The sequence below is a fragment of the Pantoea sp. DY-17 genome, from assembly GCF_019795975.1.
Lineage (GTDB): Bacteria > Pseudomonadota > Gammaproteobacteria > Enterobacterales > Enterobacteriaceae > Pantoea > Pantoea leporis.
Genome location: NZ_JAIMIG010000001.1, coordinates 1858597 through 1872093, shown reverse-complemented (window position 1 = coordinate 1872093; position 13497 = coordinate 1858597). Strand labels below are relative to the sequence as shown.

General features: G+C 52.4%; 10 protein-coding genes and 1 tRNA gene. 5 read left to right on the top strand and 6 right to left on the bottom strand.

Going from position 1 to position 13497, the window contains the following annotated elements; translation table 11 throughout:
- Window positions 1–34 precede the first annotated feature (34 nt).
- Window positions 35–1324 carry an arsenic transporter gene (locus K5Y33_RS08775; RefSeq protein ID WP_101763683.1) on the top strand — a complete coding sequence of 430 codons (1290 nt, stop codon included), beginning with the start codon at window positions 35–37 and terminating at the stop codon, window positions 1322–1324.
- Between the two features lie 12 nt (window positions 1325–1336).
- Window positions 1337–1762 carry a glutaredoxin-dependent arsenate reductase gene (gene arsC, locus K5Y33_RS08770; protein ID WP_222233725.1) on the top strand — a complete coding sequence of 142 codons (426 nt, stop codon included), beginning with the start codon at window positions 1337–1339 and terminating at the stop codon, window positions 1760–1762.
- 51 nt (window positions 1763–1813) lie between these two features.
- Here arsC and K5Y33_RS08765 read toward each other — a convergent pair.
- The 3 genes from K5Y33_RS08765 to K5Y33_RS08755 all read right to left on the bottom strand — a co-directional run bounded on the left by K5Y33_RS08765 (window position 1814) and on the right by K5Y33_RS08755 (window position 3965).
- A tRNA-Pro gene (locus K5Y33_RS08765) sits at window positions 1814–1890 on the bottom strand.
- Window positions 1891–1960: 70 nt separating this feature from the next.
- On the bottom strand, window positions 1961–3715 hold the full coding sequence (gene yejM, locus K5Y33_RS08760; RefSeq protein ID WP_222233724.1) for an LPS biosynthesis-modulating metalloenzyme YejM: 1755 nt from the start codon (window positions 3713–3715) through the stop codon (window positions 1961–1963).
- Window positions 3716–3737: 22 nt separating this feature from the next.
- Window positions 3738–3965, bottom strand: a complete 228-nt coding sequence (locus K5Y33_RS08755; RefSeq protein ID WP_036648480.1) for a YejL family protein — start codon at window positions 3963–3965, stop codon at window positions 3738–3740.
- A gap of 158 nt (window positions 3966–4123) precedes the next feature.
- On the opposite strand from K5Y33_RS08755, the gene yejK reads away from it, so the two are divergent.
- Complete coding sequence (gene yejK / locus K5Y33_RS08750) at window positions 4124–5128, top strand: nucleoid-associated protein YejK (RefSeq protein ID WP_101763686.1); 1005 nt, start codon at window positions 4124–4126, stop codon at window positions 5126–5128.
- A 35-nt stretch (window positions 5129–5163) separates the two neighbouring features.
- On the opposite strand, the gene K5Y33_RS08745 is transcribed toward yejK, so the two are convergent.
- From K5Y33_RS08745 to K5Y33_RS08735, 3 genes are all read right to left on the bottom strand, one after another.
- Entirely contained in the window at window positions 5164–8976 is a 3813-nt protein-coding gene (locus K5Y33_RS08745) for a S6 family peptidase (protein ID WP_222233723.1), read from the bottom strand.
- Between the two features lie 217 nt (window positions 8977–9193).
- On the bottom strand, window positions 9194–9478 hold the full coding sequence (gene rplY, locus K5Y33_RS08740; RefSeq protein WP_101763688.1) for a 50S ribosomal protein L25: 285 nt from the start codon (window positions 9476–9478) through the stop codon (window positions 9194–9196).
- A 131-nt stretch (window positions 9479–9609) separates the two neighbouring features.
- Entirely contained in the window at window positions 9610–11364 is a 1755-nt protein-coding gene (locus tag K5Y33_RS08735) for a DEAD/DEAH box helicase (protein WP_222233722.1), read from the bottom strand.
- 166 nt (window positions 11365–11530) lie between these two features.
- Here K5Y33_RS08735 and rsuA point away from each other — a divergent pair, with 166 nt between their 5' ends.
- Window positions 11531–12253 (top strand): 16S rRNA pseudouridine(516) synthase RsuA, encoded by a 723-nt coding sequence (gene rsuA / locus K5Y33_RS08730; protein ID WP_101763690.1) that lies wholly within the window; start codon window positions 11531–11533, stop codon window positions 12251–12253.
- A 12-nt stretch (window positions 12254–12265) separates the two neighbouring features.
- Complete coding sequence (locus K5Y33_RS08725; protein WP_137386172.1) at window positions 12266–13459, top strand: Bcr/CflA family multidrug efflux MFS transporter; 1194 nt, start codon at window positions 12266–12268, stop codon at window positions 13457–13459.
- Window positions 13460–13497 lie beyond the last annotated feature (38 nt).

Genomic DNA, 13497 nt, shown 5'->3' with positions numbered 1-13497 from the left:
ACACATTCGATTATTCGAATGCATTGGAGGCGTGATGTTTCTGGCAGGCGCAATATTTGTTTTGACCATCGTGTTTGTCATCTGGCAGCCGCGCGGCCTGAGCATTGGCTGGACAGCAACGATAGGGGCTTTACTGGCGCTGGTGACCGGCGTTATCCAGTTAAACGATATTCCCGCTGTGTGGCATATCGTCTGGAATGCGACAGCGGCTTTTATCGCCGTCATTATCATCAGCCTGTTGCTGGACGAATCCGGTTTTTTTGAGTGGTGCGCTTTGCACGTAGCGCGCTGGGGAAGTGGGCGAGGGCGGCTGCTTTTCACCTATATCGTGTTGCTCGGTGCATGCGTTGCCGCGCTTTTCGCCAATGATGGTGCGGCTCTGATATTGACGCCGATCGTCATCGCAATGCTGCTGGCACTGGGCTTTAGTAAAGGTGCAACGCTGGCTTTCGTCATGGCAGCAGGATTTATCGCCGATACCGCGAGTTTGCCGCTGATCGTATCCAATCTGGTTAACATCGTTTCCGCAGATTTCTTCAAATTGGGATTCAACGCTTACGCGGCGGTGATGGTTCCGGTTGATATTGCCGCTATTATCACCACGCTGATAGTGCTGCACCTTTTCTTTCGCAAAGACATTCCCGCCAGCTATGAGGTTTCACGCCTCAAACTACCAGCTGAAGCCATAAAAGATCCCGCTACCTTTAAAGCCGGTTGGCTGGTGCTGTTGTTGCTATTGGTGGGATTTTTCCTGCTGGAACCGCTGGGCATTCCAGTCAGTGCTATCGCCGCACTGGGCGCGTTAATTCTGTTTATCGTTGCCAAAAGAGGTCAGGCGATTAACACCGGTAAAGTGTTACGCGGCGCGCCCTGGCAGATCGTGATTTTTTCGCTCGGCATGTACCTGGTAGTTTATGGCCTTAAAAATGCCGGGCTGACGCAACATCTCTCTGACTTACTCAACCTCATTGCCAGCCACGGCTTATGGGCCGCCACCTTGGGTACCGGTTTGGTGACGGCGCTGCTTTCTTCAGTAATGAATAATATGCCAACGGTGCTGATTGGTGCGCTGTCGATTGATGCCAGCAGCGCGCAGGGCGTGATAAAGGAAGCGATGATTTATGCCAATGTTATTGGTTGCGACCTGGGGCCAAAAATTACGCCGATTGGCAGTCTTGCCACATTGCTATGGCTGCACGTACTCGACCAGAAGAACATCAACATTAGCTGGGGTTATTACTTCCGCGTGGGTGTCGTGATGACATTGCCCGTGCTGCTCGTCACCCTTAGCGCGTTGGCCCTGCGCCTAACGTTGTCCCATTAGGAAGAGAGCACCATGACTGACATCACCATTTATCACAATCCCGCTTGCGGCACTTCGCGCAACACGCTGGCGTTAATACGCAATAGCGGCGTTGAACCTACCGTTATTCTTTATCTTGAGACGCCGCCAAATCGTGAGCAACTTAAGGCGTTGATTAGCGCGCTGGGGATCGATGCGCGCGCTTTATTACGCAAAAATGTCGAACCCTACGAAAAATTGGGTTTGGCTGAAGAGCGTTTTAGTGACGAGCAACTCATCGAGGCGATGTTGAATTATCCCATCCTGATTAACCGTCCGATTGTTGTCTCCCCGCTGGGAACGCGTTTGTGCCGGCCTTCAGAAGCCGTGCTCGATATTCTTCCCGATGCGCAGCAGGGCGCATTCAGCAAGGAGGATGGTGAGAAGGTGATAGATCAGCAGGGTAATCGAATCGTTTAGACCGAATTAGAAACAATAAAAAAGCAGCCATAAGGCTGCTTTTTTGGATTTTGGTCGGCACGAGAGGATTTGAACCTCCGACCCCGGACACCCCATGACCGTGCGCTACCAGGCTGCGCTACGTGCCGAACGTGGAAGAATATTACTGTTTCTACGCACGATTGCAATATGAGCAGCATTTAACTGCCTCATAATTAATCAGTTTGCGACGAAACGCTTCTCTTCCGTCAGCACCTGCAGCAACAACGCCAGCTGCGGTTTATGATCTTTCAGTTTGTTACCCTGTGCATCGTAAGCGCTGTAGCTGCCATTGTTATTCAGCACCAGCGTCACGGTTGGCGTGGTCACTACCAGCTTGCCATCTTCGCTGCTCGCCACCCAATCGTGGCTGCGTTGTGCGGCAAACAGATCTTCACCCTGCGAGAAGTTAGCGGGATTAGTGCGCACGTGCAGCAGGCGCTGCATCAGCGTGGTCATCACATCCTGCTGATCGGTCAGACGATCGATGGTTTGCGCTGGCGTATTCGGCCAATGCACCACCAGCGGCACCTGCAACGTCGCACGGTTACCTGGATTGTCATCGTTGCTATCCAGATTGACCGCACGCTGCGCCGTGATCACCACCACGGTATTTTTCAGCAAATCGCGATCCTGCAAAGTTTGCAGCACAGCCTTGATCTGCTCGTCGACACCGCTTGCCTGACGCATATAGCTTCGCTGGCGCGCTTTCAGGTTGTCGCCATTGACCGTCACACCGTTAAGGGCAATCCACGAGAACCACGGCGCATTGTTTGATTTGTGGCCATTGAGCCAGTTCTGCCACTGCGTCACCGTGGTGCTATTCGGTTGGGTATCGGCCTGCGGCAGCGAGTAATCGGCTAACAAAGCCTGACGATACAGCGGTTGGCTGAAGCCGTCCGATGAGAACAAGCCAAACTGATAGCCTTGCGCGTTCAGCGCATTCAGCAGCACGGAAGGCGTACGCGACGCTAACACGCCATCCATATAGCTGGAAGAGATGCCGTAGAACAGGCCAAATAACCCTTTTTCCGGCTGTAGCCCCGCGCTGAAGTGCTGGGTGAAGCGCACGTTCTCACTGGCGAATTGATGAAGCGACGGCAGCGCTTTTTCCACCGTGGCGTTGTTCAGACCATCAACAGTTAGCACCAGCAGATTGTGGCGCGTACCGCCATCGCGGAAGGTAATGTCACTCAGTGGATACTGCACTGACAACGCTTCCGGATCACCCTGTTGCACCAGACGGCGCTGATACTCTTGCGCATCCAGCAAACCGTGACGCTCAAGGAAGCGACGCGCGGTCATTGGATAGGAGAGCGGCAGGTTGGCGCGCTGCATGGTAATTGGGCGATAGAAATTGGCATCGGCCCAGATATAGAGCAGATGACTGGCGAAGAAGGCGCTGATAAACAGCGCAGCCAGCGGCTTACCGAACGAGCGCCGATTAAGGCTGCGCAGCTTTTGCCAGCTCCAGGTCGCGAACAGCATTTCAACGAGGAAAATCAGCGGCACGCTGATAAACATCAGTTGCCAGTCGCGCGCCATCTCGCTTTGATCAGGGTTTATCACCAGCTCCCACACCACCGGATTGAGGTGCAAGTGGAAGCGGCTGAACACCGCGCTGTCGACCATAATCAACGTCAGCCCGGCGGTGGCGACAATCGCCGACAACACCCTAAGCAATCGCTGTGACATCACCACGAAAGTGAGCGGGAAGATGATGAGCAGATAACCGGCGAAGACGATGAAACTGAAATGACCGATCCAGCTGGTATAGGCATAGATTCGTCCCGCGAGTGACGCGGGCCAGTCGGCAACCAACAGGTAACGGCTGCCTAAAATTAACGCGAAGATAATATTAAACAGGGCAAACCAATGCCCCCAGCTGATCATCTGGGAGACTTTTTCACGGTAGCGCTGCCGGTTGGTTACCATATTATGAGGTCAAATCTGCATATTAATGAGCGTTATCATCGCGTACGGATGACTGCAACGCATCCGCGAAAGATCGAGCCAGTGTGCGGCGTTGAGCCGGTGAAACGCTGGTATTGATCAAGTTAGTTACCATGTTACCCAATACCATCAGGGAAAGGTCGGTTGGCGCTTTGTCTTTTTCAAGAATCTGCGCCATCTCTGCGAGGAGCTTTTCCACGCGTTCGTCACTGTAACGGGATGATTGTGGCATATCGTCGTCTAATCAAGGGTGAAAAGGCGGTATATTACCGTAACAACGCATTTTTTTCCGCAATTTTATCGCAAGCAGAGCGATCAGTTTGTGCTGGCAGTTGAAAGCGGCTGCGGGCGGTGTTTGAATACGCGCCTGAGCTAAAAGGAGAGTCTACCATGAGTCTGGATATCGACCAGATTGCCCTGCATCAGTTAGTTAAACGTGATGAAAACCAGCTTGAACTGGTACTGCGCGACACCTTGCTGCCTGCTACCCGCGCGGTTGAAGAGATGGCAGAAGAGCTGCACCGGGTATATAGCGCCAAAAGCAAAGCTTACGGACTGTTTAACGAAGATAGCGAACTGGCCGATGCGTTGCGTAACTGCCGCAAAGGGGAAGATGACTTTCTGGCGTTTAGCCGTGCGGCAACCGGACGTTTGCGTGATGAACTGAGCAAATATCCGTTTGCGGAAGGCGGCGTGGTGCTGTTTTTGCACTATCGCTATCTGGCCGTGGAATATTTGCTGATTGCGGTTCTCAACAGCCAGTCGAGCATGCGCGTCAACGAGCAACTGGATATCAGCAGCACCCATTATCTCGATATCAATCATGCGGATATTGTGGCGCGTATCGATCTCACCGAGTGGGAAACTAACCCGGAATCCACCCGTTATCTGACCTTCCTGCGCGGTCGCGTGGGGCGTAAAGTGGCGGATTTCTTCATGGATTTCCTTGGTGCTAGCGTCGGTCTGGACACCAAAGCGCAAAACCGTGGGCTGCTGCAAGCGGTTGATGATTACTGCGCCGAATCGGATCTCGATAAAAACGAGCGTCAGAACTATCGTCAGCAGGTTTACAGCTACTGTAACGATCAGCTGCAGGCCGGCGAAGAGATTGCGCTACACGATCTCTCCAGTGAATTACCGCCGCTGGGAGAAAAAACGTTTCAGGCCTTCACCCAGGAGCAAGGTTACGAGCTGGAAGAGACCTTCCCAGCGGATCGTAGCACCTTGCGCCAGTTGACCAAGTTTGCGGGTAGCGGCGGCGGATTAACCCTGAACTTTGATGCCATGCTGCTCGGCGAGCGTATCTTCTGGGATCCCACCACCGACACGCTGACCATTAAAGGCACGCCACCGAATTTGCGCGATCAGCTGCAACGCCGCACCAGCAGTAAATGAAAAAAGCCGGGTCACCAAAGTGCCCGGCTTTTCTATCAGAACGAATAGTTTATGCCACTGCTGATGAGGGAATCGGTGCGGAACTTGCCACCAAAGCTATGCTTCGCGCCAATATTCGCTGACCAGTTGTCGCTGATTTTCCCTTCTAAACCCAGATGAACCCGATAACGATCGTCGTCCAGCGCGCCATAAACGCGTCGGCTGTGGCGATCCTCAAGGGTTAATGAAGAGCCAGAACGGCCCGGTGAAAATTGTTTTTCAACGGTGGCGCTGAATCGCACGCGTGGCAGCAGCGTACCGAGCCCCTGCTTGCTGACTTCAATACCCGGCGCGAGTCCCCACGGCATGGCTGAACTCAGGGCAATGCTGGCCTCTCTGCTTTCCAGCGTGTAACCCGGTAAATAGCCTGCGCTGGCTTTCAGGTAAGGCGATAGCGTGAAAGACGCATCCAGCAGAGGGTAGGATTTACCCCATTTTGCACTGCCTGCCAGCATATGGCTGGTTTTTGAGGTGCTTTTTACTCCCAATACCGGGTCAAGGTGAATGTCCTGACGCAGATGCAGGTAGCTGGCAGCAAGATCCATAAACCATCCTTCATCGCTCATTCCGCTTGCATACAGGCCCAGAGTGCTCAGTTTATGGCTAATGCTGGCTTCGTCCCCGGCATTTCCCTGGCTGTAACTGGCGGTCACGCCATAAAGCCAGGCATCCGCTTGCGCATCGGCACCGATCTCTAGCCTGCTGTCTTTTAACGTTACGCTATCCATTCTGCCGCGATTTTGGCTGAGGCTGGCCCATGCGCCGCTATTTTCATGGTTACCGCGCAGGAGCTGAGCGCGATCGGTCAGCATATTGCTGATTTCACTGAACAGGTAGTGGCGCGAAGCGAGCAGGGCGCGAGTACTCTGCACCAGCGGCTGATTATCAATGACCTCAAACCAGTCTTCTGCAGTACCCGGATTTGGCGTGATCTCGGGCTCAGGTTTCACTTCTGGTTCAGGCTTAACTTCCGGTTCGCGCGTAATGTCGGGTTCGGGATGAGTCTCCGGATCGGGGTCGATTACCGGATCGGGTGGTAACACCGGATCCGGCGTTTTGGCAATGATCCATTTCACGCGACCATTCTCTTCCACAACCTGATAATCAGCGGTATAGAGCGAGAACCCGCGTTCGACCGGAGGTAGCGTGAAATAGTCGTGCGCGGTTCCGGCGGGCGCGTTCACCAGCACGATCTCTTTCGCGATGCGGTTGGGGAAGGTTTCACCCAGCATAAAACCAAGATCGAGGGTGTTGCTGCCGCCCTGCACGCTGGACCCAATGTATAAACTGTCGCTAATGGCGGACTGCGGCGCGATGCCGAAACCAAGCTGCAGATGATTTGCCGTCAGATGTTCCACAGAGAGCAGCTTCGGCGTCCAGGCCATTTCATCTGCAGCAAGAAGCGAGATGATACCGCCTTTACCTGCATCCATCCGATGCAAGCGGCTGTTACCATTCATGTTCCAGAATGTTTCACTGCTCAGGGTGACTCTCGCTGAGTGACTGTCGTTGATGTGGCCGTGGTAATCGACTTTGCCAAGATGAAGCAATGCGTTATCGCCCAGCGTGATATTGCCCTCAACCGAGCTGGCGGGAAGGAAACGTAACTCTTCCGCGTTTCGCTGTGCAACTTTGCAGCTGCCCTTAGTGCTTTGCACCGGCGAGGTGCAGCGTAAAATTTGCTGCTCATCAGCAGCGTCGGGATGGTAGCCAAGGATCACCTGGCTGTTGTCGCCCGCCTGGATATCGGCTTTAACCTGCGCGTATTCACCGACCTGTAAACGTGCATTGTCATTGACTACAATGTTATTGGCGGTGAAAGAGGAAGTGTACCAATCGTTGTCAATGATCAGGCCGCCGGCATGAGGAACGGGTTGCCCGGACAGCAGAAGAGTCCCCTTATTGACGTTGATATTTCCATTTAAATGGATATTACCGCTCAGTGCGAAATGTGTATTTCCACTCTCCGGAGATAAATTCACATCTAATGCACCATTATTTTTATCCGACGAGCGCGTGCCAATGTCTCCGCGGAAAACTAAATCATTTAACTGCGATAGTCGATAATCGACGGCCTGAACCAAATCATACCCCAAATACTTCCAGTCTTCATTGTCCTGCTGATTTGTGGGGAAGTACCAATACTTCTCTTTTTTTAATTGAAAATACTCTTTACGTTGCGTTCTCGAATTATAATATTCATAAATATCACCAATATTACCAATGTCGACACTGCTCCAGGTGTTAATGTTGATATCGCTACGTGAGTACCCTGTAAGCGTTAGACTGGCCGAGGTTAACTCACTCTGATTGATCACTGCCGCACCGCTATCCGTGTGATTAATCTTTCGCATTATGAGATTATTACCATTAAGATCCAATGTCCCCCCACGATAACCAAAATAAATGTTATCAGGATTAACCTGGTCTTCGCTCGCTAAAATAACGGTAGGCCGACCGCTCGCTAAATACAGTCGAGAAAATGCCTGACGATTTCCTTGCGCATCTTTTTGTTGATCCAGAATAACGGTGCCATCGCCGATATTCAGTCCGCCTTCATTGACACCTGTAGCATTAATATGTAAGACGCCACCGCCAATTTTGTGTAAATCATCATCTTTTAGTCCATTCACTTGCCAGATGACTTTTTTCCCTTCATCGATTTCAACGCCGCCGCCCACCCAGGTTGCGCCCACATTCTCTGCAGATTTCAGGGTGTAGTTATTAGAAAACTGTAGTTTGCCTGCTCCCAGATTAACGGCCTCATTAAGAATAATGTCTCCGCCCGCGCCGTTAAAGCGAATATCTTTGGTTGCATCAAGTTCAATAAGGCTGGCTTTGCCTGGCGCCAAATTACGATATGTGTTGTCTAAACCTTGCCAACCCCAGTTTTTACTACCCTGGACCAGCTTATCTGCATTCCAGTAAATTGGGCCATTATTCGCAAAATCAGTGACATCGGGAGAGATATTGTTGGCAATAATCCCATTAAAATACTCTTCATTAAAACGTGTTGAGATAACTTTGCGACCATAAGGCGTTGCGCTACCATAACCACCATAATGTACACCAGCAAGTTTCCATTTTTTATCAACATTGTCGTAGACATAAATAGGGCTGCCACTGTCACCGCCGCCGGTTGATATTGATAAAGCGGATGAATATTGATGGCCAGGTTCATATTGAATCCAATAGAAATCGTCATTTTTTTCTTTGTTGAAGGTAATGGTGTCAATATTAATTGTTCCACCCGCTAACCATTTATAGGCACTGGCCAGGAACTCTTTCTCAGTGAGGTCATTTGTGACCTGTGTCATTTCACCAGCACCCGCGCGCACATAAGCAATATACCGAGAGCCATGTCCTTTCTGAAGCTCATTACGTTCCACATAATCTATTGGCGCTACTTCGGTTACAACTTTGTTTAACCGTGGCAGAATATTATCCTGAACGGCGGATTGATTGCGGTTAATAAAAAGATAACGGGTGGAATAAGCAGAAGGACCGCCAAAATAAACGCTACTCAAAGCGGTTACGTGCCGTGTGGTGGTTACATAGGATGGATTAATTAATGTGGCAAACCCGCGACGAGAGACACTGCTAAGGTCGGGCATGGCAAAATCAAGATAACCACTCAGCTCGCCATCTTTCTTAAAAATGGGAATATTGCTTAAGCCGACACGATATTTACCCATATTTTCGGCAAAATCGCGATATTCTTGCACGTTAATGTCATGACGCATTACGCCCGCATAGCCAGAAAATGAGATGAGTATGATGCCATAGCCCAAGGCAGTTATTTTTTTCACTTGAAGTCCTTGCAGACAAATTCTGGAGAAATGTTAAAACGGCATTCTCCATGGTTTGTGCAAGCTTCATGGTAAAGAACAGTCTCAAATAAACGAAGGCAGAGAGAAATGAAAAACAGGGGTTTTTAGGAAGGGAAGATGTCGGGTTATTTTTTTATGCCTAAAATAGAAGGGCCGGTTTCGCAACCGGCCCTTCTACCTTCAACTCATTCAGCGATTAAGCGCGAACGAAGTCGATGTGGAAAAGTTTTGGCTTGAACGGATGACGCTGTACCGCCTGAGCTTTAACTTTAACTTCTTTGCCATCAACCGCGATGGTCAGCACTTCGCTGTAGAACTCAGGTTTAACCTGTACGTTCATCACTGCATCGTGGTCGAGTTCGATAGCAATTGGTGCTTCATTTCCGCCATAGATGATGGCTGGGAATTTGTTTGCTACACGCAGGCGGCGGCTCGCACCCTTACCCTGGTCTTTACGTACTTCAGCGTTAATAGTGAACATTTGATGTCTCTTCAATAGTTCCTGCTACAGGCGACCCAGCAACAGGACGGTTATTCAAACTGCTTTTACGGATGCAAAAGCGGGCGGCATTATAGCCCCAATGATGCTGCAGGGGCAAATGATTCCGCCGCTTAACGCAGCTCATTGGCACGGCGATAACGGCCCTGATAATCAAACATTTTTTCGCGAATCTGCCAGAAATGGCCTTTTGCGCGTGCCACCACAAAGTCCGGATGACGCAATAAAGGCTGTAAGGCGATGACATCCGCTGCGGTTTGCCAGCCAAGTTCCACGCCCGGCGCGCGCTGATGCGGGCGCATAAACAGCTGCTCAAAGGCTTTACGTTGTGCTGGCGTTTGCAGGCGAAAACGCTCGCTGACGCTGGTGCCGTCTTCATCGAAATAGGTGGCTTTCAGCCATTCGCCTTTATCATCGCGTCCTTGCTCCAGCGTCATGCCGGCGCAGCGCAACACGCGCGCATCTTTCAGTTTCAGCGCCGCTTTCAGCATGTCATCCGGGTCGACCAGAATTTTGTCGCATTGATGGCAGCGCCGCGCGGCGATGTCATTCTCGGCGCCGCAATCCGGGCAGCTTTTGAAGCGAAAGCGATAATCACACTGTTCGCGCTCGCCTTCATCATCTTCCAGTACGCCCTGACAGCGGCGGCCAAAATGCTCGATGATGTGTCCATCTTCGGTGGTTTTGCCCCAAAAGGTATTGGCGAAACCGCAGGCGGGACAAAACACCTGCACCGGCTGATTGTCGCTGGCCCCTTTCGGCGCGCCGACTTCGGGGGTGAAAAGATCGTGTGGATTACCGGCGTAATCCAGCACCAGACAATCGGTTTTGCCGGGTGACAAGCGTAAACCGCGACCGACGATCTGCTGGTAGAGGCTAACGGATTCGGTAGGGCGCAAAATGGCGATCAAATCCACGTGGGGCGCGTCAAAGCCAGTGGTCAGAACGGCAACGTTGACCAGAAACTTCAGCTGCTGCGCTTTAAATGCACCAATCAAGCGGTCACGATCCTTTACTGCCGTTTCCGCCGAGACCAGCGCGCTGTTTTCAGGCAGCAGCGTGAGGATTTCACGGGCATGTTCCACGGTGGAGGCAAACACCATCACGCCACGGCGATCTTCAGCAAACTCAATAATCTGGCGAATAATATGCGGCGTTACGCGATGCTGTTGTTTCAGCTCGCGGTTGAGATCGACTTCGCTAAACAGGCCATTATTTTGCGGGATCAGGCGGCTGAAATCGTACTGCACCACCGGCATATCTAAGCGCTCCGGCGGCACCAGAAAGCCGTGTTTGATCATATAGCGCAGCGGCAGCTCATAAATGCAATCGCGGAACAGTGCTTTCTCATCGCCGCGCACCATGCCGTGATAGTGGAATTGGTAGATCCAGCCTTTGCCGAGTCGGAAGGGCGTGGCGGTCAAACCCAACAGGCGCAACTGCGGATTGTGCTGCCGCAGGTGGGCGAACAGCAGCTGATACTGGCTCTCTTCGTTATCGCTGATGCGGTGACACTCATCAACGATCACCAGTGAAAAGGCGCTATCGAAGCGGTTGAGATTGCGTGCTACCGACTGCACGCTGCCAAACACCACTTTGCTTTCGCTCTGTTTGCGCTGCAAACCCGCGGCGAAGATGTCTGCTTCAAGTCCATAAGCCTGATATTTGCTGTGATTCTGCTCCACCAGCTCTTTGACGTGGGCCAGCACCAATACCCGTCCACGCGCTAGCCGCGCCAGTTCAGCAATCACCAGACTCTTACCCGCACCGGTCGGCAGCACAATCACCGCAGGCGTGGTATGGCGACGAAAGTGGTTGAGGGTGGCGTCAACCGCCTCTTGTTGGTATGGGCGCAGAGTGAATGACATCGGGGCAAACTTTTTTCTGGAACGGACGCGCATTATGCCATGAAAGCCAGTTAAACGCAGGTTCACTACTGTTAGCACTCTAAGGATCAAGCTATACTGCCCACACTTTCTTAACGGACAAAAACACCGTTTCAGTTTCCCCCGCAGTAACAGGCAAAACGAATTCATGCGACTCGAAAAATTCATATCTCAGCAACTGGAAGTTAGCCGTGCTATCGCCGGACGCGAAATCCGCGCCAAAAAAGTCACCATCAACGGCGAAGTTGTGCGCGATGCGGCATACAAAGTACAGCCAGACGATGAAGTCGAATACGACGGCAATCCGCTGGTGGTGCAGCAAGGACCGCGCTATTTCATGCTGAACAAGCCGCAGGGTTACGTCTGCTCAACCGACGATCCCGATCATCCCACCGTGCTGTTCTTTATCGAAGAACCCGCAGCGTTCAAGCTGCATGCGGCGGGCCGTCTGGATATCGACACCACTGGTTTGGTGCTGCTGACCGACGATGGCCAATGGTCCCACCGCATTACCTCACCGAAGCATCACCTGGAAAAAACCTATCTGGTGGAAGTGGAGGAGCCAATCGATCCTGTCCTGGTTGAGAAGTTCGCTGCGGGTGTACAGCTGCACAATGAAAAAGAGCTCACCAAGCCGGCCGTGCTGGAGATTCTCGATGAGAAAGCCGCCCGTTTGACCATCAGCGAAGGGCGTTACCATCAGGTCAAACGCATGTTTGCGGCGATGGGTAACCATGTCTCAGCGCTGCATCGCGAACGTATTGGTGACATTGAGCTGGATGAAGATCTCGGCGAAGGTGAATATCGTGAACTGACCCAGCAAGAGGTCGACAGCATCGGCCTGCCAGAAGAACTCAAACAACGTAAATAGCGGGAGAACGCGGTGCGCAAGGAAAAGAATTCACCGGTCGGTTTAGTGGTCATCCTCGGATTGCTGGCAATGCTGATGCCGCTCTCTATCGATATGTATCTGCCGGCCATGCCGCAAATCGCCCATGAGTTTGCGGTTTCGGCGGGCAGCGTGCAGATGACGCTCAACCTTTACATCCTCGGTTTCGCCATTGGCCAGTTGGTTTACGGTCCACTGGCAGACAGCTACGGACGTAAACCGGTGATTGTGCTGGGAACGCTAATTTTTGCCTGCGCCGCCGCGGCTTGCGCGCTGTCACAAACCATCGATCAGCTGATCTTTATGCGCTTCCTGCACGGCTTATCGGCCGCCGCTGCCAGCGTGGTGATCAACGCCTTGATGCGCGACACCTACTCGAAAGAGGACTTCTCGCGCATGATGTCATTCGTGATGCTGGTGACCACCATCGCGCCGCTGCTGGCACCGATTATCGGTGGCTGGCTGCTGTTGCTGTGGAACTGGCACGCCATTTTCTGGACGCTGGCGGGAGCTGCGCTGATCACCACGGTTCTGGTGGTGACGCAAATTCGTGAAACGCTTAAGCCCGAACAGCGCCAGCGCTTTCATCTGCGGACCACGTTGGGCAACTTCGTGGCGCTGGTGCGCCACAAGCGCGCCTTCAGTTACATGCTGGCGAGCGGTTTCTCCTTTGCCGGATTATTCACCTTCCTCAACGCCGGTCCGTTTGTCTACATCGAAGTGAACCACGTTTCCCCGCAGAACTTTGGCTATTACTTTGGCCTGAACGTGGTGTTCCTGTTCGTGATGACGTTGATCAACAGCCGCGCCGTGCGCCGTTTTGGTCCGGTGAAAATGTTCCGCATGGGATTGTTGATTCAGTTCGCGATGGGCGTTTGGCTGTTGATTTCCAGCGCGCTGGATTTAGGCTTCTTGTCGCTGGTGTTTGGCGTGGCGATGTTTATTGGCTGCGTCTCGACGGTGTCGTCGAACGCGATGGCGGTGATTCTGGATGAGTTTCCGCATATGGCGGGCACCGCTTCTTCGCTGGCGGGAACGCTGCGTTTTGGCGTCGGTGCTTTAGTCGGCGCGCTGCTCTCATTAGTCAGCATTAACAGCGCCTGGCCGATGGTTGCCACCATTGCGCTGTGCGCCACAATTTCGATTGTGCTGTTCACCTATGCTTCGCGGCCTCAACAGCCGGCGTGACATCCCCAGGGTCGTCACAAATGGCGACCTGGCCTCTC